The organism is Paraburkholderia phytofirmans (assembly GCF_046028095.1).
GTDB classification, from domain to species: domain Bacteria; phylum Pseudomonadota; class Gammaproteobacteria; order Burkholderiales; family Burkholderiaceae; genus Paraburkholderia; species Paraburkholderia phytofirmans_A.
Map to the genome: position 1 here is coordinate 65,241 of NZ_JAQQDJ010000015.1, position 21,825 is coordinate 87,065.

Genomic DNA, 21,825 nt, shown 5'->3' on the forward strand with positions numbered 1-21,825 from the left:
CACGGGTGCTGTCGCGAGATGGTGTGGACAAGTTAAACGCATAACCTGTCCGGCCGATGCAGTTCGGGAGGAAGTGGTGCGCCGCCCAGAAAGAAACGGGTTGCCGCGGCGACAACTGAAATACCGATGGCGACGCTTCGTCACCTGGACCTGAGGAACCATCGACGCTGAACCGGCCGCCCACCGGCCTGGTAGAGCACCAGATTTCAAACCAACTTCTCGTGGTACTTTCCTGGCCGCCATACTGTGTATTCCAAAACGCAAATCGATCCGGTAGTGAGCTTTCTCAACTCGCAGGGCGAGCAGGTGCGGGGCACGATCATCAATCTCCAGCGAAAGTCGTTGGTGATGGAGGTCTATAACCCGTACTCGATTGTCCAGGTCAGTGAGGTGCTGAGCGACCTGTCGGTCAAGATGGGCGTGGAACACGCCTATTCGGGCAAGGCGGTCGTGATCAGTATGGTCAACACCGGCCTGACAGCCATTGTCTCGGTCACACTGATCGAAGAGTGGCGGGAATTGAGCGGCGGCACGCTGGAAGCGCGCGCAGTCGGCGAGGAAGCTCGCCGGTTCTCGCAAGACTGGGCCGAGCGTTTCAAGATCCGCCGTGACTACCAGATCGCGGTCAACCAGATCCGGGCCTTTCTCTCGGACATGTCGCGCTGGGTCGAGCAGGCGGACCTGGCCGACAGCATGCCGAAGGAAGGCAAAACCCTGCGCGAGGACTTCTTCCTCGAGCTGGCGTCGCCGCTGATGGAAAGGACCAAGGTCTACTTCGACGAATTCGAAGGCGAGGCGCGCCTCGTCGACGAAGAACTGGCGCCGGCACACCGTGCCTTTGCCCAGGCCGCGCTACATCCGCTGCTGCTGCGTTCGCCCTTTGTGTTCCGCACGTTCACCAAGCCGCTGGGCTATGCCGGCGACTACCAGATGGTCAACCAGATGCTCGACGATCCCCGCCAGGGCCCGAGCACGTATTTCCAGATCGTCAACGCGGCCTTCCTGCAGACGGCCGTGGCGCGCGCGCACCGCAATCGCGTCGAGCTGCTGGTGGACTACCTGACCCGGCTCGCCAATGAAGCGCGCGCCGCGCGGCGGCCGTTCCGGGTCCTGAACGTGGGCTGCGGCCCCGCTCAGGAGATCCAGCGCTTCATGCATGAATACGACGAACCGGAGTGGCTGACGTTCGAACTCCTCGACTTCAGTCAGGAGACGCTGGACTGGACGCGCGAGCGCCTCGGCGCCATCGCACAGAAAACGTCAAGGCGCATGACCATTAGCTACACGCACGATTCGGTGCACCACCTGCTCAAGCGCCGGATGGATCCGGACGCACCGGACGTCCGCGAGTTCGACGCGGTCTATTGCGCCGGCCTGTTCGACTACCTCTCGGACAAGGTCTGTGCCCGGCTGAACCAGCATTTCGCCAGCCGCACCAGACCGGGCGGCCGCCTGCTGGTCACCAACGTCCACGCCGACAACCCGGAGCGCTTCAGCATGGAGCACGTGCTGGAGTGGTACCTGATCTATCGCAACGAGGCACAGATGGCCGAAATCATGCCGGAGAACTGCGGCGAGCCGCGCCTGTACACGGACGCGACCGGCGTGAATGTGTTCGCCGAGGTGGTGATCGGCCAGCAGCAAGTAGCCTGAGATGACGACATCGCTGGCTGGGCTACGTTCGAACTATCGTGAGGAATTGCGCGACTACCGGTTGCTGTGCAGCAAGGCTGGCGGCCTGACCGTGATCGTGCTTGTGCTGATGGGCGTGGCGCTGGACTATGTGGTGTATCCGGCCGAGCAGAAGCGTTTTGCCATCGTTCGGGTGCTGACCAGCGCAGCAATCGGCCTGGCATTGCTCTCGCTTTACACGCAAACGGGCAAACGCCACGTGCAGGTCATCACCTTCTTCTGGCTGCTGCTGCCGCAGGCAATGATCTCGTGGATGATTTATGTCACGCAGGGTGGGGAGTCGCTGTTCTATGCCGGGCTTATGCTGACGATCTTCGCGGTCGGGATCCTGTTCCCCTCCGGCTACTGGCAGACGCTGGCATTCGGCCTGGCCACCGTCTTGTTGTACTACATCGCCTGCGCGGCACATCCGGGCGGCATACAGAACCCAAGCAAGTTTCAGTTCCAGCTCATCCTGATCTTCTTCTGCGCGTTGGCCAGTTCCATTTACACCTACTTCAACGAGAAGGGCCGCTTCCAGCTGTTCCGGTTGAAGGATGAGGTGGCGCACAAGAACGACCAGCTTGCCCTGACCAACGAAAACCTCGCGCAGATCAAGGGCCAGTTGCTGCAGCAGGAGAAGATGGCTGCCATCGGTACGTTGTCCGCGGGGCTGCTCCACGAGGTCAACAACCCGGTGAACTTCTGCCTGATGGCCATCGAAATAGCCATGGAGGAACCGGAGGTCAAAGACAGCGCGTCGCTGCAGGAGTGCCTGACGGACGTCAAGCAGGGCATGCACCGCATCCAGCATATCGTGTCGGACCTGAAGACCTTTGCCTACCGCAAGCCCGGCGCGGCGGCAGACGACGTGCCGTTCCTGTTCGAGAAAGCCCTTGACTCGTCGATCCGGCTGAGCGCACATGAACTGCGCGGCGTGAGCGTTACGCGCGAGCTGCCCGGCGACACCCTTGTGCTGGGCGACGAAGCCGCCATCATCGGCGTGCTCATCAACCTGTTCTCGAATGCCGCGCTGGCCATGCACAAGGCCGGCACCGTTTCGCCGAAGGTGCATGTGACGGCGCAATGGAGGGACGACCGGCTGCACGTGAATGTGCGCGACAACGGCCCGGGGATCGCCGCGGAGAATCTGGCGCGGGTGTTCGAACCATTCTTCACGACCCGCGAAGTCGGCCAGGGCCTCGGCCTTGGCCTGTCCATCAGTTACGCGGTGGTGGAGCGGCACGGCGGCACCCTGTTTGCGGAAAGCCAGTTGGGCGAGTGGACGGCGTTCAACTTCGACCTGCCGCGTCTGGAGTGATGTCGAGATGAGAGAGACCCAACAAGCGCGGCCCACGGTCCTTTATGTCGATGACGAGGAGTTGGCTCGCAAGTACTTTGCGCGCTCGGCCGGCCGAGAGTATGAGGTGCTGCTCGCCGGCGACGCGGACGAGGCCATGTCGATCCTTCGCCGCGAAGGTGCGCGCGTGACGATCCTGGTGACCGATTTCCGCATGCCGGGCCGGCACGGCGACGACCTGTTGCGGCAGGTCTCACAGGAGTATCCGCATATCGTGCGGATCCTGGTGACAGCCTACGCGGATAACCACGCGCTCCTGGGAGCGGTCAATTCCGGCGAGGTGTTTCGAATCCTGGAGAAGCCGCTAGGCGTGGCTACGGTGCGCGAGGTGCTGGCGTCAGCGGCAACGGCCGCGGCAACGCGCCCGAAATGATGCAGCGCCTGCGGGTCGGCCCGGTTATCACGAGCGCCGGCGTGAGCGGCTGCTGCATGATTTTCTGCAACCGCGTCATGCAGTCCTTCGGCGGGAGGATCAGGATCGTATCCGCGTCCGGCGCCGGCACGACCGTGACGCTGGAATTCCCAAATTTGAAAGATCGAATCAGGAGTTACCCATGAGCGATACGATTGCCAACCAGACACCGCCCCCGGCGATTCTGTTCGTTGATGACGAAGCCACCGCGGTCAAATATTTCGAGCGCGCCATCGGCGCGATCGCGCCGGTGGTGACGGGCGCCTCCGTGGAGGACGGCAAGGCAATGCTGGATGCCCACGCCGGCAGCCTGGCCGTGCTGGTGTCCGACCAGCGCATGCCGGGCGAATATGGCAACGAACTTCTGCGCTACGCGCGCGAGCGCTATCCGCACATCGTCCGGATTCTGACCACGGCCTATTCGGAGCTGGACCAGACCGTCGAGGCGGTCAACCAGGGCCAGATACATCGGTATATCAAGAAGCCGTGGGACATCAGCGCGCTGCGCATGGAGATGAAGCAGGCGCTGGAGCTGTCGGGACTGCGCAAGGAACGCGACCAGCTCGTGCGCGAGAAGCTGAGCGTGCTGCAGACGCAGACCGTGGCCACCCGCATCGGCATCGTGCAGACGCTGTGCGCCAGCCTGATCGGCCCGGGCCGCTTCCAGCCGGTTGAGACTTACCTGGCCGGCGCCGACCTGGCTGGCACGCGCAAGGTGGAGCCGGACTGGCAGCGTATGGACTACGCCGACCTGGTGCGTGTCGAGAGCGAAGGCAGCGGCAGTTTTGGCCATGCGGTCAGCACGCGTCTCGCGGAGTTGCGTACGCAGAATGCGGGGCGTAGCGCTGCCGAGGCAGTGCAGGTCTTCACTGAAGTGCTCGGCGCCGCAGTACGCGGCGATGGCGATGCATTGATCTGGACTTCGCCGTCCACGTTGAGTGAGTTCCTCACCCGGCCCGTGGCTCAGGCCGTATCGGCCGAGCACGCCGGCTGGCTGGCTGGTCTGCTGTGGCTGGAAGAAGCCGGCGGTGCGCTGCGATTCGTGCGTGAAGGCGACACCATCGTCTGCCGCGCCGGCACACGCGCCGCCAGTTTTGCGGCCGACCGCCTGGCGCTCTGGATCGAGCGGTTTTCGGAGCGGGCGTTCGACTAGGTGACGGAGACGATCCGCTGTGCGAGAAGCAACGCATGAAGCCGACCGCTGCAACGCGTTGTCAGGCGTCCGCGCGCCCCTGGCGCCGTAGGACGACGTGCGTGGCTTTCTCCGATGCTACGAACTCGACGCATTCGTATCCCAGAGCCCGCAAGTCAACCCCTTCGAACAGCCGTTCTCCTCGACCGAGCAGGACGGGTGAGATGGCAATGTGCAGTTCGTCAATGAGGCTCTCGCGAAGATACTGCTGGATGGTGTTCGCTCCACCGCCGATGCGTACGTCCATTCCGCCGGCCGCGTCGCGTGCCCTTTCAAGCGCTTCGCGAATGCCGCCCGTGACGAAATGAAACGTCGTGCCGCCTTCCATCTCGATGGGAGCACGCGCTTAAGGCAGACGAGCGCTGCCTCATCCCACTCAAAAAGGGGGGGCGTCAGCATGCGAACGGAGGGAACGGATTTGCCAAAACTGGCAATGAAGGCGGCGATGTTGGCAGCGCTGGAGAAATCGAGTCGGCCAGTGCAGGCCATAAAAAATTTGGCGGACCGGTCGGCATTGGGCGGTCCGCCGTCGGACTGAGTTCGCTCACCACTATCATGGGTCACATTCGCCCCGGTCAGTCCTAGGGACTTAGGAAAACCACGTCCGCCGTGAGATAGAAAAGCAGTTGACGATACCTGCGCCGTGACCACCAGCGCGATTCCCGACCGCTATCCAATCGAAGCCGGATGCGAGGCGACATGGCTCCCGCATCCGAGTTCTACGCGGCAATCTCATCGAGCATACGGCCGCCCGTCTCCAGCGCGAACGCACCCACCACCATGGATCCAACCAGCGACACGACAGCGAAATAGCCAAACACCGCTTCAACATTCAGATACGTCAGCAGCCCGCCGATAATGATCGGACCGACCACCGACGAAACCCGCGTGATGGCGGACGCAGCGCCAGCGCCGCTGGCGCGGATTCGGGTTGGGTACACCTCGGGCGCATAGACATAGACGCCGCACTGGACGATAGCGATCATGGCGACGCTGATCGACGCGAGGACAAGGACCTGTTCAGCCGGCACACGCGTACCGCTGAACGCCAGATAAAGCATCGGAATCGCCGCGCCGAGAAACGCGATTGAAAAAGTCTTCTTGCGGCCGAGAAAATCGATGACGAACACGCCGATCACCGTGCCGATGAGCGTCGCGATCATGCTCACCATGCCGTAGCGCAGCGCGATATTGAGCGGCAGGTGATAGACCGTCCTGTACAACGACGGCAACCACACTAGAATGCCGTAGGTCGTGAGGCTCGCACAGCACGCCATCAGCCAGACCACAGTGGTTCGCATCGCAAAGCCACGCTTGAACAACGCGCGGAACGATTCCCTGTCTTCATCTGCTGTCGTTCTGACAATGTTCAGTGCGGGCAGGCGAGCATAGTCGACAGCCGGCACCGACTTCTCGATTCGTTCGACGATCCGGTGCGCTTCGGCGGCGCGTCCGTTGATCGCGAGCCAGCGCGGCGATTCAGGCGCGGTTCGCGGCAGGATCACGGCGAGCAGGATCGGCAGCGCGCCGACCACGAACATTGCCTGCCACCCATAGGCGGGAATCAACCACATCGCGGCGACGGCGGCGATCAGATTGCCGAGCGCGAACGTCGATTGAAGAATGAAGATCAACCGGCCGCGTACCTTCGCGGGACACAACTCGTTCATGTAAGTGGCCGAAACCGGCGACTCGCCACCGAGGCCAATGCCCTGAAAAAAGCGCAGTGCGATAAAGATCGCATAGCTCGGCGCATAGGCCGATGCGAGACTGCCAAGCGCGAGAATGACCAGAATCCAGCGCAGCACGCGCAGCCGGCCGTAACGTTCGGCGGCGGCGCTGAAAGCCAGCGCGCCGATGGTCTGCCCGACGTAGCCGCCGGAAACCAGCCAGCCCGCATCCGCGGGCGTCAGATGCCACAGGCCGATCAGCACCGGCATCACGAAGGCGATCGTCAATGCGTCGAACGCGTCGGTCATGTGGACGAAGCCGACCACGCCCAACACGCGCGTATGCCAGCGCGTGAGTGGCAGCCGTTCGATGCGCGCGGAGATAGCCGCCGCGTCTTGCAGAGTATCCGCGCGCGTGACGACGCCGGCGTCGTTCTGTTCGATTGTGCTCGAGAGTTCCATCATGTCCTCAGAAGGGATACTGCGGGGAAGGTCGCGGCTTCAGATGAAGTTCATGCAAGGTCGAGCGCGAGCGTCTCGCTCTTCGCGCCGGACACGCAAATCATCATCACGTTGCCGTTGGCTCGATCGGATTGCGTCAACACGGAGTCGCGGTGATCCGGGCAGCCGCGCAGCACCCGGGTTTCGCACGCGCCGCATAGTCCTTCGCGGCAGCTGTATTCGACGTCGACGTTCGCTTCGAGCAACACGTCGAGCAGCGCTTTGCCTGCCGGTACGAAAAGCATCCTGCCGCTGCGGGCGAGTTCGACGGTGTAACCGGTCTGCGGGCTAGCGGCGACGGCACTGTTCGCCGCAAAACGTTCGATATGCACGTTGCCGATGCCGCACGCCGCGCAAGCTGCCTCGAATGCGCTCAACATCGGGCCCGGTCCGCAGCAGTAGGCGTGCACCCTTTCGTGTTGCTGGACAAGGAAGGCAGCAAGATCGAATGCGCGGCCCTCGTGTTCGTCGTCGAAGTGCAGACGGACGTTGCCGCCGAGCGCGTCCAGTTCGTCGAGGAACGCTGCCTGCGCGCGACTCCGCGCGCAATACACCAGCTGAACGTCACGGCCTTGCTCACGCAAGCGGCGGTACATGCACAGCATCGGCGTGATGCCGATGCCGCCCGCCACCAGCACGGTCGACACGGCTTCTTCATCGAGGGCGAAGTTATTGCGCGGCTTGCTGATCGGCAGCGTCGAACCGCAGCGCAGCTGCTCGTGTACGTAGCGCGAGCCACCGCGGCTTTTTTCGTCGTCCAGCACGCCGATCACATAGCGAGCGTGTTCGTCCGGCGAGTTGACGAGCGAATAGCTTCGCGTGATGCCGTTGGGCAGATGCAGGTCGATGTGCGCACCTGGCGCAAAAGGCGGAAACGCGGTGCCTTCCACCGGCACGAGTTCGATGCTCAAAACCCGCTCCGCCTCGTGACGGATGGTGCGAACGCGCGCTCGGAGGTTAGTGCCCGCGCTCGCTCGCCTCGCGCTGTCGGCGACTCTTTGCTCGTCCATATATGCAGACTCTCGATAGATAGCTTGAACGCGTCTTCAGGACGACTCTGTTTCGGGCTCTTCTTTCTGACGCGCGCCGTGCACGGAGAAAAAGCGCGCGCGATTCACCTTCTGCCCGATCGCGGCTTCATACGCTTCACGCACTTCGTCAGGCTGGCCGTATTGCCCGATGAAGTCGCGCAGATAGGCGCCGAGCAGCGGATGCGCCGACAGCGCCTCACGCGTCATTCCGTTCAGCATTTCATCGCGGCAAGCCGAAGGCAGATAGACGTCGTGGTTCACGGCGCTATCGGTGATCAGGCCTTTCGGTGTTTTGCCGGCAGCCACGGCTTCGAGTTCCTCGAAGAAACGTCGGCGCAGCATCACGATGCCGCGGTCGCTCGCGCCGAGCGTCTCTTTGGTGCGGTCGGTGATCGCGCCTTGGCCCACCCACGCGGCGAAGTCCTGGTTAGCCACGTGGCTCGTGATCCAGTCGCCGTTTTCGTCGCGCACGGGCCCGTACCAGGAAGGGATACGCTTCTGAACGTAGGGCTCCTGTTCTTTTGGCACCTTGTTGAACACCCACAGCAGACTCAGCGTGTTTTCATCGTCGATAGGCACGCGCCATTCGAAGTGGTGTCCCAGATAAAAAGCGTTCGGCCACAGCGTCACGCGGCCGGTGGTCCACATCGGGTTCTCTTCGTTCTCATGCGCGCGCAGCCGCTTGTAGACGAAGCCGTACTCGAACTCTTCGTACTGCGTGCGCAAATGGGTCGGCACGTGTTCGGCCTGGCTGTCCTGTTGCCGCTCGGTCCAGTTGTTGTGCGTCCATTCGAAATGGATCGGATCGATCGAGTTCTCCTGGCATTGAAACCAGTTGCACGGAATCTCCGCCATCACGACCTGCGCGAAGCCATTCGTATAGTTGAACGGCTCCCAGTCCGGCAATTCCGGCGCGGGTGTGGGGCCCATGTAAGCCCAGATCATTCCGGCTTTCGCGCGCACCTCGTAGGCGGTGATCTTGGTCTTTTGACGCAGCCGCGCTTCGGCATCGACGATTTCTTCATAAGGCTGATGCGTGCATTGGCCGCCCGCATCGAATTCCCAGCCGTGATACGCGCAACGCAGTCCACACTTCTCGACGAAGCCGAAGGCGAGATCGGCGTTGCGATGCGGACAGCGTCGCTGCACGAGACCGAATTTGCCGCTCAGGTCCTTGAAGAGGACGAGGTCCTCGCTGAACAGCCGGATCGGCCGCACGGCTTTCTTTTCGAATTCGCTGACGCCCGCGACCGGATGCCAGTAGCGGCGCAGATAGTCGCCCATCGGCGTGCCTGGACCTACCTGGGTGAGTAGCCTGTTCTTTTCCTGACTCAACATGTCTGTGTCCTCGGTGATTGGAAACGCAGCCCGGCGCTTTAGCCCATGTACCTCCTGCGATGAGCGAATTCTTCGCGACAGCCACGGGGCGCACAACCTCTTCAAAATCCAAAAAGGTTGCCGATCGTCTCGGCCTGCGTTGCACGTGATCGGGCGATGGGAGCGGGTTTTTCCCTAGGTCTTTTTCGCTTGCCGTCAAAAATAAACGCCCTCAGAATAATTGTTCATTTATGTTCTATGTGTTCAAAAATGAACAAACGGGACGATTTACGCGAGAGTGGACATGCTGAAGATCGGGATCATCGGTGGCGGAATTGGCGGACTGGCAGCGGCAATCGCATTGCGCAAAGCCGGGCATCAGGTCACCGTGTTTGAACAGGCGGAGCGCTTCGGGCGTGTTGGCGCGGACATTAATCTGACGCCCAACGCGGTCCGCGCGCTCGACGGACTTGGCGTCGGCGCGCAGTTGCGCGAAACGGCGGCGCGGCCGAATGCGCGGATCAGCCGGATGTGGGATACCGGCGAGGAGACCTCGCGGCTGGCCATGTCGGACGAAGCCGAGCGCAAGTACGGCGCGCCGCAGTTGACCATGCATCGCGCGGACGTGATGGCCGCGCTGGAAGGAGCGCTTCTGCCGGGCGAACTGCATCTGGGCAAGCGTACCGAAGCCTTCGGCCACAGCGGCGAGGGCGCCACCGTCACGCTCGCCGACGGCTCGACTCACGCGTTCGACCTGCTGATCGGCGCGGACGGCATTCATTCGGGCGTGCGCAAGTTTCTGTTCGGCGACGAGCGGCCGCAGTTCACCGGCATCGTGTCGTATCGCGCGGTGGTGCCGGCGGAGCGGCTGAACGGCGGCGATCTCGGTGCGTTCGTCAAATGGTGGGGGCCGACGGACGACCTGCAGATCGTCACGTTCCCGCTCAACCGGGGCCGCGACGTATTCATCTTCGCGACCACGTCGCAGGCCGACTGGACGCATGAATCGTGGACCACGCCCGGCGACCCCGACGCATTGAGGCAGGCCTACGCCGCGTTCCATCCCGAAGCCCGAGCCTTGCTCGCCGCGTGCGACACGGTACTGGCGTCGGCGTTGTATATTCGCGATCCGTTGCCCAAATGGACCGGCGAACGCATGGTGCTGCTCGGCGACGCCTGCCATCCGATGATGCCGTTCATGGCGCAAGGCGCGGGCATGGCCATCGAGGATGCGGTCGTGCTCTCGCGCGCATTGACGGACGTCACGCCGGACGGCCTCGGCGCGGCGCTGTTGCGCTACGCGAATGCGCGTCAGCAACGCACGGCGCAGATCCAGATCGGCTCGCGCGGCAACAACTGGCTCAAAACCGGCGGCAACGCCGATTGGGTCTACGGTTACGATGCGTGGACCGTGCCGCTGGCGGAGCCCACACCGGAACCGGCGTAACCGCGCTCACCACCCAACCTGCATCGATGACAGACACACCCGACAATTCGAAGAGCGCCGACAATTCCGCATCGCCGGTGGAGCGCGCGTTCCGCCTGCTGCGGTTCATTGCCGACGGCGGCTCGACCGCGAATCTGAGCGACGTCGCCCGGCAGATCAACGTGAACCGCGTGACGGTAATGCGGCTGCTCGAATCGCTCAAAGCCGCGGAGTTGATCGAAGCGAATCCGACTGGTGGATCGTATCGTCTCGGCATGCCGTTTTTGACGCTTGCGGCCAGTGCGCTCGGTGGATCCGACCTGACGGCGCGCGCGCGTCAGGTGCTTGCCGGCTTGGTCGAAAAGACCGGCTTGTCGTCGTACCTTGCGGTGCTGGAAGGGACCAATCTCATCTATCTGCTGTGCGAGACGCCGGACACGCCGCTGGTGAGCCGGATTCGCGTCGGCAGCCGGATTCCTGCGCATCGCGCAACACCTGGCCTTGCCATGCTCGCTCACCTCGAGCCAGCGGCGCTGCGCGCGCTTTACGCCGATCATCCGCATGACGACGACACGCCCGATTGGGACGCGTTGCTGCTCGCGCTCGACATCGTGCGCAACAACGGTTGCGCGTGGAGCTACTCGGGCCTCGAAGCCGGCATCGATTCCTGCGCGGCGGCGGTCAGGGACAGCCGCGGCTCGGTGCTCGCGGCCGTGAGCGTTGCCGGTCCGAATACCGCATTTGCCGCGGACAAGACGCTGCACCAGACCGCCGAAAACAGCATCAAGGCGGCAGCAGACGCGCTGTCCCGTTCCAGTCTCTAAGCCAAATTCCTTTCTTCTGATCCAGCGTCGTCCAGGCGCTGTCGTCGATTCCCAAATCGAGACGATCGGCTACTTTTTCGGGCGGTCCGGTCCTTGGCGCGCTTTTTTGCGTCGCCAAGAATTCCCCTCATCTGCTCGTCGTCTACATCTTCGGATGAGCGGCGGCCGATGCGCGACGCGCGATGTGCGGCATCGGAACCGCACGCTGTTCGTGCAACGCGCCCTTGGGGAGACCGGTCGTCGCGACCGGCTCCAGACCCACACTAACAAGCACGGCTGCATAAAGGTTTGGTGAAAAATGAAGGTCACACGAACAGCTCTTTCCGCGACATTTCTGGCGGCGGTTACCGCATCCGCATTCGCATTCGCATCCGGCGGCGCGCAGGCGCAAAGCAGCGTGACGCTGTACGGCATCGTCGATACGGGCGTCCAGTACTACAACCGCGCGACGGGCGGCGGCTCGGTCGTCGGCATGCCTTCGCTGACCGGTGAAGTGCCGTCGCGTTTCGGGCTGCGCGGCGTCGAGGATCTTGGCGGCGGCTACAAGACGTTCTTCGTGCTGGAAAACGGTTTTGCGATGAACAGCGGCGCGCTGAACTACGGCGGACGCCTGTTCGGCCGCCAGGCGAATGTCGGCGTGAGTTCTCCGTACGGTTCACTGACGCTCGGCCGCCAGATGAACATGTCGATGTACGTGCTGCTGAACGCCGACGTGATCGGACCGTCGATTCATTCGATGGCGAGCTTCGACAGCTATCTGCCGAACGCGCGCAGCGACAATGCGGCGGGCTATCTCGGCAAGTTCGATGGCTTCACGATAGGTGGCACGTACAGCACCGGCCGTGACGCGGCGGGCCCGGCCGGACCGTCCGCGACGAACTGCGCGGGCAACGTCGCCGGCGATCCCGTGGCGTGCCGCCAGTACACGATGATGGTCGCGTACGACGCGCCGCAATTCGGCGTTGCCGCCTCGTATGACGTAATGCGCGGCGGGACCGGAGCGTCCGCGCCGCTGTCGAACCCGGCGGACACCGACACCCGCACGATCGTCGACGCGTACGCCAAATTTGGTCCGGCGAAGATTGGCGGTGGCTGGATCCGCCGCAATACATCGGCGGCGGCGCATAGCCAGTCCGACATTTATTTTTTGGGCGCTACGTACTATGCAACCCCGGCGCTATCATTTGACGCTCAGGCGCTGCGCTATCTGTTGCGCGAAACGTCGGACTCGACCTTGTTCGTGGGGCGTGTGAATTACCAGTTGTCCAAACGCACGTTGGTGTACACGTCGGTCGGTTACATCACGAATAGTTCGCGCGGCGCGGCGGCGGTGGCAGCGGGCGGATCGGTGGTCACCGGCGAAAATCAGCTTGGCGTCATGGCGGGAATCCAGCAGCGCTTCTGAGCGCGCGAAGCTTAACCGGGCCCTGTAGCGGGGTCCGTCGAGCGCGCTTCCGCCTTGGTGCGATGTACGGAGAACCACGATGGCAACCGATCTTCTGAGCGACATTCTCGCCGACTTGCGTGCCGACGCTGTGGTCACCGGGCGCTTCACGCTGAGTGCGCCGTGGGCGATTCGCAAACCCGCGGTGTCCGGCGCATCGTTTCGTATGTGCACCGGCAGTCCGTTCTATCTGAGCGTCGCGGGCGAGCCGCCCGTGCATGTCAAGCCGGGCGATTTCGTGTTGCTGCCGCATGGCGACGAACACATCATGGCGTCGTCGCTCGACGAACGGCCCGTGCCATTCGATTCGCTGATGGCCGACAAGGGCATTCAGCCACGCCTGGATACGCCGCTCGAATTCACCGCGGGCGGCGGGGGCGCCACCAGTGAGCTCTATACCGGCATCGTCGTTTATCGGGACATCATTCGCAGTCCACTTTTCTCGGTGTTGCAGAGGCTGATCCACGTGCGCGCGGACGACACGGCCGTGGCGCCGTGGCTGGTGAGCACGTTGCAAAGTTTCATTCAGGAGTCGATGGCCTGCCAACCCGGCTGGGCGATCGCGGCGTCCCGGCTCTCCGACGTGCTATTCGTTCAGTTGCTGCGCGCGCATTTGCAGTCGACGGCGAATCAGTCCGGCTGGTTGCGCGGACTTGCCGATCCGCAGATTGGACGCGCAGTGGCGCTGATTCATCGCGAGCCGTGCCACGAGTGGAGCGTCGCGGGGCTCGCGGCGGCTGCAGGCATGTCGCGTTCGCGATTCAGCGCGCGGTTCATGGAAGTGGTCGGCGAGACGCCGATCGGCCATCTGACTGCATACAGGATGTATCTCGCGAGCGGTGAATTGACGCGCGGCAGACGGACCTTGATCGAGATTGCGGAAACGGTCGGCTATACCTCGGAGAAGGCATTTGCACGAGCATTTCACCGCTGGTCGGGGATGGCGCCACGGCGTTACGCGCGCAGTGCGCACGCGCGCGACGAGCTGGCTACACAAAGTTGAGGCGCCTATGGGCGGCGCCGTTTGAACTGGCGACAGGCTTTTTTGCGAGGCGATGGACGATCACGCTTGAGACTTTGTGAAAGTCACATCAACACGATATCGTACTGCTCCTGACTCAAGTTCGACTCCACCTGCAGCGACACCGGCTTGCCGATAAAATCAATCAGCATTGCCAAATGCTGCGACTCCTCTTCAAGAAACAGATCGATCACCTGCTGCGAAGCCACCACGCGAAACTCGCGCGGATTGAACTGCCGCGACTCGCGCAGAATCTCGCGTAGCACGTCGTAACACACCGTACGCGGCGTCTTGACTTGCCCCTTACCCTGACAAACCGGACAAGGCTCGCACAGCACATGCGCGAGCGACTCACGCGTGCGCTTGCGCGTCATCTCCACAAGCCCGAGCTGCGAGAACCCATTCACCGTCACACGCGTGCGATCGCGCGACAACGCCTTCTTCAATTCGCCCAGCACCTGATCGCGATGCTCCACGTTCTCCATATCGATGAAGTCGATAATGATCACGCCGCCCAGATTGCGCAGACGTAATTGCCGCGCAATGGTGTGCGCGGCTTCGAGGTTGGTCTTGAAGATCGTATCGTCGAAGTTGCGCGCGCCGACGTAGCCGCCGGTATTCACGTCGATGGTCGTCATCGCCTCGGTCTGGTCGATCACGAGATAGCCGCCCGACTTCAAATCCACGCGTCGCGACAACGCGCGCTGAATTTCCGCCTCGATGTTGTACAGATCGAAGAGAGGCCGCTCGCCGGTGTAGTGGTGCAGCTTCGACGACACCGCGGGCGTGAACTCAGCCGCGAAATCCGCCAGCATCTGATACGTCTCGCGCGAGTCGACCTGAATGCGCGACGACTCATCGTTGACGAAATCGCGCAGCACGCGTTGCGCGAGATTCAGATCCTGATACAGCAGACTAGTGGGCGGCATGCGCTGACCTTGGGACAGAATCGTCGCCCACGTCTTGCGCAGATACGCGACGTCGCCGGCCAGCTCTTCGCTGGTGGCATCTTCCGCGATGGTGCGCACGATGTAGCCGCCTTTCTCATCCGCGGGCAGCACGGCGGTCAGACGCGCACGCACGGCTTCACGCTCGGCTTCGCTCTCGATCTTCTGCGAGATGCCGATATGCGGCTCCTGCGGCAGATATACGAGCGTGCGACCGGCAATGCTCACTTGCGTGGACAGGCGCGCGCCCTTGGTGCCGATCGGATCCTTCACGACTTGCACCATCAGCGTCTGACCTTCGAAGACGATTTTCTCGATCGGCTGATGCGGTGTCTGATGCTGCGGTTCGCCGGCAATGCGCGGGTGCCAGATGTCGGCGACGTGAAGGAACGCGGCGCGTTCGAGACCGATGTCGATGAAGGCGGATTGCATGCCCGGCAACACGCGTACGACCTTGCCGAGATAGACGTTGCCGACGCGGCCGCGCGACAGCGTTCGTTCGACGTGAAGTTCCTGGACGGCGCCTTGCTGGACCAGCGCGACGCGCGTTTCCTGCGGCGTGACATTGATCAGGATTTCTTCATTCATGGTGTTATTTTAGAAGTCGATGCGCGCTGCACGCAGGAGGGCAGCGCATTCAAAAAGCGGCAAACCCATGATACCTGAATAGGACCCGTCGATATGCTCGATAAACTCCGCGGCGCGCCCCTGCACGCCGTACGCGCCCGCCTTGCCGAGCGGCTCGCCGCTCGCCGCATAGCGGCGGATCGCGTCTGCGTGCAGTGCAGCAAAACGCACCTTCGACACGGATAGCGCGGCCGGCAGCAGCGCGCCTTCGGCATCGACCACGGCCACGGCGGTCAGCACTTCGTGATCGCGGCCGGCGAGGCGCTTGAGCATCGCGACGGCGTCGTCGGCATCGACGGGCTTGCCGAGAATCGCGTCGTCGATCGTGACGGTTGTATCCGCAACCAGAATCGGCCGTGCGGCATGGCCGCCGGCCACGAGGCGCGCGCGCGCGGCATGCGCCTTGGCGATGCACACCCGCTGCACGTAGTCGTGCGCGCGTTCGCCGGGCAGCTCGGCTTCGAGCGCTTCGGCGTCTTCATCGGGGCGCGGCAGCAGCAGTTCGAAACGCACGCCGAGCTGTTGCAACAACTCCTGGCGGCGTGGACTTTGCGAAGCGAGGTAGACGAACGGATGCAGCGAAGCGGCGGACGTGGACATGAACAGGTCTCGATGAAGCGGATTGCGTGAGGGCGCGACAGGTGTCGGGCGTCGATCAATGCGGTGGGCAAATCAGCGGTGCGAGCATGACGACGCGTACTGCGCGCACGCCGTTGTGCACGCCAGCATGCGCGTCACCCAGCGCGGCAAATGCGGCCCGAAAAACACGGCGACAAGGCGCGATCCGAACGTGCGATACAAGGCGCGACTAAGACACGCGACTACAAGACGCCGCTACGAGACGCGACTTGACGTCGCGACCAGCAACGCGCGCCCGCGCCGCGCATTCTGCGCGCCGCCTCGTTTGCTCACACGCGATGATAGGGGTGATTTTGCGTGATGGTCCATGCGCGGTAAAGCTGTTCGGCCAGCAGCACGCGGACCATCGCATGCGGCAAGGTCAGGCTTGAGACGCGCAGCAGCATATCGGCACGCGCTTTCAACTGAGGATCGAGCCCATCGGCGCCGCCGATCAGGAACGCCACGTCGCGTCCGTCCTGCTGCCAGCCGGGCAGGGCGCCGGCGAGCTGCATGGTGGTCCAGTCCTTGCCGCGTTCGTCGAGCGCGACAATGCGCGCGTTCTTCGGCAACGCGGCTTCGATTTTCAGCCGCTCGGCGGCCATCACGCTGTCCGCCTGCCGTCCCGACGAGCGCTGCTCGGGTTTGATTTCGCGCAACTCGATGCGCAGCTCGGGCGGCATGCGCTTCGCGTATTCGTCGAAGCCGGTGGCGATCCAGTCCGGCATCTTGTGGCCGACGGCGAGGATATGCAGTTTCATGACGGATCGAAAAACGCGAATGTCATCACGGACCAGGGCGTTGTGAAGCGCCCGCAGCCCGCCGGCTGACTGACTTACTTGCGGCGTGCGGCCGTCTTGCGCGCGGGCTTTTTCACAGCCGGCGCGTCGCCGTCTTCGTCCTCGTCTTCATCGGGTTCGCTCGAACGCGCGCCGCCGAACGGATCTGGCGTGGACAGCTTGATGCGCACCGGCTTGTCGCCCCAGATTTCCTCGAGGTTGTAGTACTGGCGCAGCGCCGGTTGCAGGATGTGCACGATCGCGTCGCCGCAATCCACCAGCACCCATTCGCCGACGTCCTCACCCTCGGTACTGACGATGTCGCCGCCGTTTTCCTTGACGCTCTCGCGCACGCTAGAAGCGAGCGCCTTGGTCTGGCGGTTGGAGGTGCCGCTCGCGACGATCACGCGATCGAACAGCGCGGTCAGGTGGCTGGTGTTGAACACCTTGATGTCTTGCGCCTTGACGTCTTCGAGAGCGTCGACGATCACGCGTTGCAGTTTGCGAATATCCATTGAGGTTACCGGTGGTACAGATGATGTTGAAGAATATAGTCCCACACCGCGGTGGGGACATGGCTCGCCGCCTGGTCTTGCTGTTCGTCGCCTGCGAGGGCGAGCCGCTGGCTCACCTGTTCGCGCAGATGCGCGCGAATGTCGGTGGCCGAAACGTTGAACGCAAGCGTCGTATCGATCAGCAAGTGGCCGCAGGGCGTGGCTTGCAGAACGTCGGCGCGGGCACGGCGCGCGTCGATTTCTTTTGCGACCACGGCAGGAATCGACGCGAGGTCGAAGCCGGGCCGCGTGGCCGCGCAAATATGCGCATAGTCGAACAGGCGCCGCCAGTCGCGCCATGTGTCGAGATGCACCAGTTGATCCGCGCCGATCAGGAGCGCAAGCGAGGCGTCCTCGCCTTCGCGTTCCCGCCAGCGTTGCAGCGTGTCGACCGTGTAAGTCGGGCCGTCGTGCTCGATTTCGTCGGTCGCGACGCGCACGGTGGCGCCCGGCAGCACGAGTTCGCTAGCCGCCGCGCGCGTCATGGCAAGCCGATGCACGGCCGGCGAGACGTCCGCTTTCTGCCAGGGCTGGCCAGCTGGCAGCAGCACGAGTTCGGTCAGGTTCAGCACGTGTGCGAAACGCCGCGCGAGCGCGAGGTGGCCGTCGTGGATCGGATCGAAAGTGCCGCCGAGCAGTCCGATCCGGCGAGGCAGGGCAACAGGATGAGCGTTCGGCTTCAGGTGAAGATCCTTTGTCGTGACGATGCGCGGCGCGGTGCGGGCCTGAGCCTCACACCCACTCGCGCGGCACGAGAAAATCGCTATAAAGACGCGCTTCCGGCGTGCCCGGTTCGGGGTGCCAGTTGTAGCGCCAGTTCACCACAGGCGGCATGGACATCAGGATCGATTCCGTGCGCCCGCCGCTCTGCAGCCCGAACAGTGTGCCACGGTCGAAGACCAGATTGAACTCGACGTAGCGCCCGCGCCGGTACGCCTGGAAATCACGCTCGGCCTGACCGTACGGAATGTTGCGGCGCTTTTCGATGATCGGCAGGTACGCTTTGAGGAACGCGTCGCCTACGCTCCTGAGCATCGCGAACGATTGATCGAAGCCTGGCGCCGAGAAATCGTCGAAGAAAATTCCGCCGATGCCGCGCGCTTCGTTGCGGTGCTTGAGGAAGAAATACTCGTCGCACCAGCGCTTGAAACTTGGGTAGAGGTCCGCGCCATAAGGTTGCAGCGCGTCGCGGCAGGTGCGATGGAAATGCTGCGCGTCTTCCTCGTAGCCGTAGTAGGGCGTGAGATCCATGCCGCCGCCGAACCAGAACACCGGCTCTTCGCCGGCCTTGGTCGCGATCAGCAGACGCACGTTCATATGCACGGTCGGGCAGTGCGGATTGTGCGGATGCAGCACGAGCGACACGCCCATCGCCTCGAAGCCGCGACCGGCCAGTTGCGGACGGGCCGCGCTCGCCGAGCCGGGCAACGCGTCGCCCGCCACGTCCGAGAAACCGATGCCGGCCCGCTCGAAGAACTTGCCGCCTTCCAGAATCCGTGTGTAGCCGCCGCCGCGCAGCTTCTCGCCGGGCGCGCGCTGCCATGCGTCGGTGGCGAACGGCGTGCCGTCGAACGCGCCGAGCGTGTCCGCGATATGCGTTTGCAGGCCTTGCAGCCAGCTGCGCACGGCCTGTGCGTCGTAGCTCGAATCGGTCATGAATGCAGATGCTGAGGGCGGCACGCTCGTCGTGCCGCGGGTTCTTCGTGAAGGGCGACGGCCGGGCTTGCGTCAGGGTGAAACCTGCGAAGGCGCGGCCATACGGTTTTTCGCTTCGGGCGGCCGGGATATTGCCGCCGCGGCGGGCTTTGGTCAGGCTACGTCGGGCCAACGCCGGTTCGCTCATATCGGCTCACGGTCATGCGGTGGGCGCCGGCAGCGACGCATAACCCGACGAGAAAACCCGCAGTGTAGCGCCGTTGGCGCCGCACGCGGGCGAGTGGGGTCGTAGCTTAGTGCTTGCCGTCCGTCTTGCCGTCGTGCTTGCGGTTCAACGCACGGTAGCCGATGTCGCGGCGATACTGCATGCCGTCGAACGAGATCTGGTTGATCGTTTCGTACGCGACCGACTGCGCGCTGCGCACCGAATCCGCCAGACCCACCACGCACAGTACGCGGCCGCCCGAGGTGGTCAGCTTGCCGTCCGCCAGCGTGGTGCCGGCGTGGAACGTGACCGAATCCGCGGTTTCAGCGGGAATGTCGTTGATGCGGTCGCCCTTGCGCGGCGTGTCCGGATAGTTGTACGCAGCGAGCACGACGCCGAGCGCGGTGCGGCGATCCCACTCCAGTTCCACCGTATCCAGCGTGCCGGCAATCGCCTGCTCGACCACCTTCGAATAGTCGCCCTTCAGACGCGCCATGATCGGCTGCGTTTCGGGGTCGCCCATGCGGCAGTTGAATTCGAGCGTTTTCGGGTTGCCTTGCGCGTCGATCATCAGACCGGCGTACAGGAAACCCGTATAGCGGATGCCTTCCTTCTCCATGCCGCGCACCGTGGGCAGGATGATTTCGCGCATCACCCGGGCGTGCAGTTGCGGCGTGACGATCGGCGCGGGCGAGTAAGCGCCCATGCCGCCCGTGTTCGGACCCTGGTCGCCGTCGAGCAGACGCTTGTGATCCTGGCTCGACGCGAGCGCCAGCACATGTTTGCCGTCGACCATCACGATGAAGCTCGCTTCCTCGCCGGCGAGGAATTCCTCGATCACGACACGCGCGCCGGCGTCGCCGAGCTTGTTGTCCGACAGCATCATGTCGACCGCGGCGTGCGCTTCTTCCAGCGTTTGCGCGACCACTACGCCCTTGCCCGCCGCGAGGCCGTCGGCCTTGATGACGATCGGCGCGCCCCTGGCGTCGAGATACGCGTGCGCGGCGGCGACGTCGGCGAAGGTTTCGTATTCGGCCGTGGGGATCGCGTGGCGCTTCATGAACGCCTTGGCGAAGTCTTTCGAGCTTTCGAGCTGAGCAGCTTCTTTGGTCGGTCCGAAAATCTTCAGACCGCGCGAGCGGAACAGATTGACGATGCCGGCCGCGAGCGGCGCCTCCGGCCCGACCAGCGTGAAGGCGATCTGTTCCTGTTCGACGAAATCGGCGAGCGCAGCCGGCTCGGTGATGTTGACGTTGCGCAGACGCTCGTCCTGGGCGGTGCCGCCGTTGCCCGGAGCAACGTAGACGAGCTGAACCCGCGGCGATTGCGCGAGCTTCCATGCAAGTGCATGTTCGCGACCGCCGGAACCGACGACGAGTAACTTCATGTGAATCCCCGAGACTTAAAAACCATAAACGGCTGACGCAGCACGCTCAGCCGTGGAAAGACAGCAAGGTTCGCATGAGGCCCGCAGCAGCCGGTGGCGGCGCGCAGGGCACAGTGCGAACCCGGGTGGTCGCGCGGCGTGAGGCCACACGCACGCCTGCTCAGCAACGACGCGAGGGCCGGCCGGCGGCGCGGGCGTGGTGCGATGCAAGTGAAAGTGCATGCGCCACGCAGCACGCGCCGCCGGGGCGCGCTCATTCGTCGGCGATCGCGGCGTTTGTATAGACTTCCTGCACGTCGTCCAGATTCTCCAGCGCGTCGAGCAGCTTCTGCATTTTCACGGCGTCTTCGCCCGTGAACTCGACTTCCGTCTGAGGTTTCATCGTCACCTCGGCCAGTTCGGCCTTGAAGCCCGCGGCTTCCAGCGCCGACTTCACCTTCGGGAAATCGTTCGGCGGGCACAGCACTTCGATACTGCCGTCTTCGTTCGTAACGACGTCGTCGGCGCCGGCTTCGAGCGCGGCTTCCATCAGCTTGTCTTCCGCCGTGCCGGGCGCGAACAGGAACTGGCCGACATGATCGAACATGAACGACACCGAGCCGTCCGTGCCCATGTTGCCGCCGTTCTTCGAGAACGCGTGACGCACTTCCGCCACCGTACGCGTGCGGTTGTCGGTCATGGTGTCAACAATCACCGCCGCGCCGCCGATGCCGTAGCCTTCGTAGCGGATTTCCTCGTAGCTTGCGCCGTCCACGCCGCCCACGCCACGCTGGATCGCGCGGTTGACGTTATCTTTCGGCATGTTGGCGTCGTACGCCTTTTCGACGGCGAGCCGCAGACGCGGGTTCGAGTCGATGTCGCCGCCGCCCATGCGCGCCGCGACCTGGATTTCCTTGATGAGCCGCGTCCAGACCTTGCCGCGCTTGGCGTCGGCCGCTGCTTTCTTATGCTTGATGTTGGCCCATTTCGAATGACCCGCCATACCTATTCTCCATCGCGCGCGCCAGTGGGGCGCACGCATTGTGCAATTGTCGTTGCGATGTCGGGCGCTTGCTCGTGTTCGCGCGCCAGTGCGCGCGTTCGCGGTATTGTGCGCCTCGCTGTCAACCCGCCCGCTGCCTGACTGTCCGGCTCAACTGTTCATGGCCAACCGCCCGTGGCTGGGCGTCTCGCGCCTGATCAC

At 63.4% G+C, this 21,825-nt stretch carries 18 protein-coding genes and 2 pseudogenes; 8 read left to right on the plus strand and 12 right to left on the minus strand.

The features are described 5' to 3' along the window. Positions 1 to 246 precede the first annotated feature (246 nt). From PQR54_RS32335 to PQR54_RS32350, 4 genes and pseudogenes are all read left to right on the plus strand, one after another. The gene (locus PQR54_RS32335) at positions 247 to 1,653 is read left to right on the plus strand and encodes a class I SAM-dependent methyltransferase (RefSeq protein WP_408252877.1); all 1,407 of its coding nucleotides are present in this window, start codon (positions 247 to 249) and stop codon (positions 1,651 to 1,653) included. A 1-nt stretch (position 1,654) separates the two neighbouring features. Continuing rightward, positions 1,655 to 2,992, plus strand: coding sequence for a sensor histidine kinase (locus PQR54_RS32340; protein ID WP_408252879.1), 1,338 nt, complete (start codon positions 1,655 to 1,657; stop codon positions 2,990 to 2,992). A 7-nt stretch (positions 2,993 to 2,999) separates the two neighbouring features. Next, a pseudogene (locus PQR54_RS32345) lies at positions 3,000 to 3,374 on the plus strand (response regulator); the annotation flags it as partial. Positions 3,375 to 3,585: 211 nt separating this feature from the next. After that, the gene (locus PQR54_RS32350; protein WP_408252883.1) at positions 3,586 to 4,596 is read left to right on the plus strand and encodes a response regulator; all 1,011 of its coding nucleotides are present in this window, start codon (positions 3,586 to 3,588) and stop codon (positions 4,594 to 4,596) included. Between the two features lie 61 nt (positions 4,597 to 4,657). Here PQR54_RS32350 and PQR54_RS32355 read toward each other — a convergent pair. The 4 genes and pseudogenes from PQR54_RS32355 to PQR54_RS32370 all read right to left on the minus strand — a co-directional run. Continuing rightward, positions 4,658 to 4,981, minus strand: a pseudogene (locus PQR54_RS32355) (dihydrofolate reductase family protein); the annotation flags it as partial. A 373-nt stretch (positions 4,982 to 5,354) separates the two neighbouring features. Continuing rightward, on the minus strand, positions 5,355 to 6,770 hold the full coding sequence (locus PQR54_RS32360; RefSeq protein WP_408252885.1) for an MFS transporter: 1,416 nt from the start codon (positions 6,768 to 6,770) through the stop codon (positions 5,355 to 5,357). Positions 6,771 to 6,817: 47 nt separating this feature from the next. Continuing rightward, entirely contained in the window at positions 6,818 to 7,816 is a 999-nt protein-coding gene (locus PQR54_RS32365) for a PDR/VanB family oxidoreductase (protein WP_408252888.1), read from the minus strand. Positions 7,817 to 7,852: 36 nt separating this feature from the next. After that, the gene (locus tag PQR54_RS32370; protein WP_408252890.1) at positions 7,853 to 9,175 is read right to left on the minus strand and encodes a Rieske 2Fe-2S domain-containing protein; all 1,323 of its coding nucleotides are present in this window, start codon (positions 9,173 to 9,175) and stop codon (positions 7,853 to 7,855) included. Positions 9,176 to 9,458: 283 nt separating this feature from the next. On the opposite strand from PQR54_RS32370, the gene PQR54_RS32375 reads away from it, so the two are divergent. From PQR54_RS32375 to PQR54_RS32390, 4 genes are all read left to right on the plus strand, one after another. Then, on the plus strand, positions 9,459 to 10,601 hold the full coding sequence (locus PQR54_RS32375) for an FAD-dependent monooxygenase (RefSeq protein WP_408252892.1): 1,143 nt from the start codon (positions 9,459 to 9,461) through the stop codon (positions 10,599 to 10,601). A gap of 26 nt (positions 10,602 to 10,627) precedes the next feature. Further along, the gene (locus PQR54_RS32380; protein WP_408252894.1) at positions 10,628 to 11,404 is read left to right on the plus strand and encodes an IclR family transcriptional regulator; all 777 of its coding nucleotides are present in this window, start codon (positions 10,628 to 10,630) and stop codon (positions 11,402 to 11,404) included. 298 nt (positions 11,405 to 11,702) lie between these two features. Next, entirely contained in the window at positions 11,703 to 12,809 is a 1,107-nt protein-coding gene (locus tag PQR54_RS32385; protein ID WP_408252896.1) for a porin, read from the plus strand. Between the two features lie 79 nt (positions 12,810 to 12,888). Continuing rightward, positions 12,889 to 13,851, plus strand: coding sequence for an AraC family transcriptional regulator (locus PQR54_RS32390; protein ID WP_408252898.1), 963 nt, complete (start codon positions 12,889 to 12,891; stop codon positions 13,849 to 13,851). Positions 13,852 to 13,934: 83 nt separating this feature from the next. On the opposite strand, the gene rng is transcribed toward PQR54_RS32390, so the two are convergent. From rng to PQR54_RS32430, 8 genes are all read right to left on the minus strand, one after another. After that, entirely contained in the window at positions 13,935 to 15,404 is a 1,470-nt protein-coding gene (rng, locus tag PQR54_RS32395; RefSeq protein WP_012432329.1) for a ribonuclease G, read from the minus strand. Between the two features lie 9 nt (positions 15,405 to 15,413). Continuing rightward, positions 15,414 to 16,043, minus strand: coding sequence for a Maf family protein (locus PQR54_RS32400; RefSeq protein ID WP_408252900.1), 630 nt, complete (start codon positions 16,041 to 16,043; stop codon positions 15,414 to 15,416). Between the two features lie 308 nt (positions 16,044 to 16,351). Further along, a complete protein-coding gene (gene rlmH / locus PQR54_RS32405) occupies positions 16,352 to 16,822 on the minus strand; it encodes a 23S rRNA (pseudouridine(1915)-N(3))-methyltransferase RlmH (protein ID WP_106306677.1) in 471 nt (156 codons plus the stop codon). Between the two features lie 74 nt (positions 16,823 to 16,896). After that, positions 16,897 to 17,355, minus strand: a complete 459-nt coding sequence (rsfS, locus tag PQR54_RS32410) for a ribosome silencing factor (RefSeq protein WP_408252902.1) — start codon at positions 17,353 to 17,355, stop codon at positions 16,897 to 16,899. 5 nt (positions 17,356 to 17,360) lie between these two features. Then, positions 17,361 to 18,077 (minus strand): nicotinate-nucleotide adenylyltransferase, encoded by a 717-nt coding sequence (locus tag PQR54_RS32415; RefSeq protein ID WP_408253022.1) that lies wholly within the window; start codon positions 18,075 to 18,077, stop codon positions 17,361 to 17,363. Between the two features lie 49 nt (positions 18,078 to 18,126). Beyond that, on the minus strand, positions 18,127 to 19,050 hold the full coding sequence (gene hemF / locus PQR54_RS32420) for an oxygen-dependent coproporphyrinogen oxidase (protein ID WP_408252904.1): 924 nt from the start codon (positions 19,048 to 19,050) through the stop codon (positions 18,127 to 18,129). Between the two features lie 293 nt (positions 19,051 to 19,343). Continuing rightward, the gene (gene purD / locus PQR54_RS32425; RefSeq protein ID WP_408252906.1) at positions 19,344 to 20,642 is read right to left on the minus strand and encodes a phosphoribosylamine--glycine ligase; all 1,299 of its coding nucleotides are present in this window, start codon (positions 20,640 to 20,642) and stop codon (positions 19,344 to 19,346) included. A gap of 253 nt (positions 20,643 to 20,895) precedes the next feature. Continuing rightward, positions 20,896 to 21,624 carry a YebC/PmpR family DNA-binding transcriptional regulator gene (locus tag PQR54_RS32430; RefSeq protein ID WP_106280309.1) on the minus strand — a complete coding sequence of 243 codons (729 nt, stop codon included), beginning with the start codon at positions 21,622 to 21,624 and terminating at the stop codon, positions 20,896 to 20,898. Positions 21,625 to 21,825: the final 201 nt, after the last annotated feature.

Excerpts from the sequence above, each read along its gene's own strand:
- PQR54_RS32340 (WP_408252879.1), top strand. The coding sequence starts at position 1,655 with ATGACGACATCGCTGGCTGGGCTACGTTCGAACTATCGTGAGGAATTG.
- PQR54_RS32350 (WP_408252883.1), top strand. The coding sequence starts at position 3,586 with ATGAGCGATACGATTGCCAACCAGACACCGCCCCCGGCGATTCTGTTC.
- PQR54_RS32360 (WP_408252885.1), bottom strand. The coding sequence starts at position 6,770 with ATGATGGAACTCTCGAGCACAATCGAACAGAACGACGCCGGCGTCGTC.
- PQR54_RS32365 (WP_408252888.1), bottom strand. The coding sequence starts at position 7,816 with ATGGACGAGCAAAGAGTCGCCGACAGCGCGAGGCGAGCGAGCGCGGGC.
- PQR54_RS32370 (WP_408252890.1), bottom strand. The coding sequence starts at position 9,175 with ATGTTGAGTCAGGAAAAGAACAGGCTACTCACCCAGGTAGGTCCAGGC.
- PQR54_RS32375 (WP_408252892.1), top strand. The coding sequence starts at position 9,459 with ATGCTGAAGATCGGGATCATCGGTGGCGGAATTGGCGGACTGGCAGCG.
- PQR54_RS32380 (WP_408252894.1), top strand. The coding sequence starts at position 10,628 with ATGACAGACACACCCGACAATTCGAAGAGCGCCGACAATTCCGCATCG.
- PQR54_RS32385 (WP_408252896.1), top strand. The coding sequence starts at position 11,703 with ATGAAGGTCACACGAACAGCTCTTTCCGCGACATTTCTGGCGGCGGTT.
- PQR54_RS32390 (WP_408252898.1), top strand. The coding sequence starts at position 12,889 with ATGGCAACCGATCTTCTGAGCGACATTCTCGCCGACTTGCGTGCCGAC.
- rng (WP_012432329.1), bottom strand. The coding sequence starts at position 15,404 with ATGAATGAAGAAATCCTGATCAATGTCACGCCGCAGGAAACGCGCGTC.
- PQR54_RS32400 (WP_408252900.1), bottom strand. The coding sequence starts at position 16,043 with ATGTCCACGTCCGCCGCTTCGCTGCATCCGTTCGTCTACCTCGCTTCG.
- rlmH (WP_106306677.1), bottom strand. The coding sequence starts at position 16,822 with ATGAAACTGCATATCCTCGCCGTCGGCCACAAGATGCCGGACTGGATC.
- rsfS (WP_408252902.1), bottom strand. The coding sequence starts at position 17,355 with ATGGATATTCGCAAACTGCAACGCGTGATCGTCGACGCTCTCGAAGAC.
- hemF (WP_408252904.1), bottom strand. The coding sequence starts at position 19,050 with ATGACCGATTCGAGCTACGACGCACAGGCCGTGCGCAGCTGGCTGCAA.
- purD (WP_408252906.1), bottom strand. The coding sequence starts at position 20,642 with ATGAAGTTACTCGTCGTCGGTTCCGGCGGTCGCGAACATGCACTTGCA.
- PQR54_RS32430 (WP_106280309.1), bottom strand. The coding sequence starts at position 21,624 with ATGGCGGGTCATTCGAAATGGGCCAACATCAAGCATAAGAAAGCAGCG.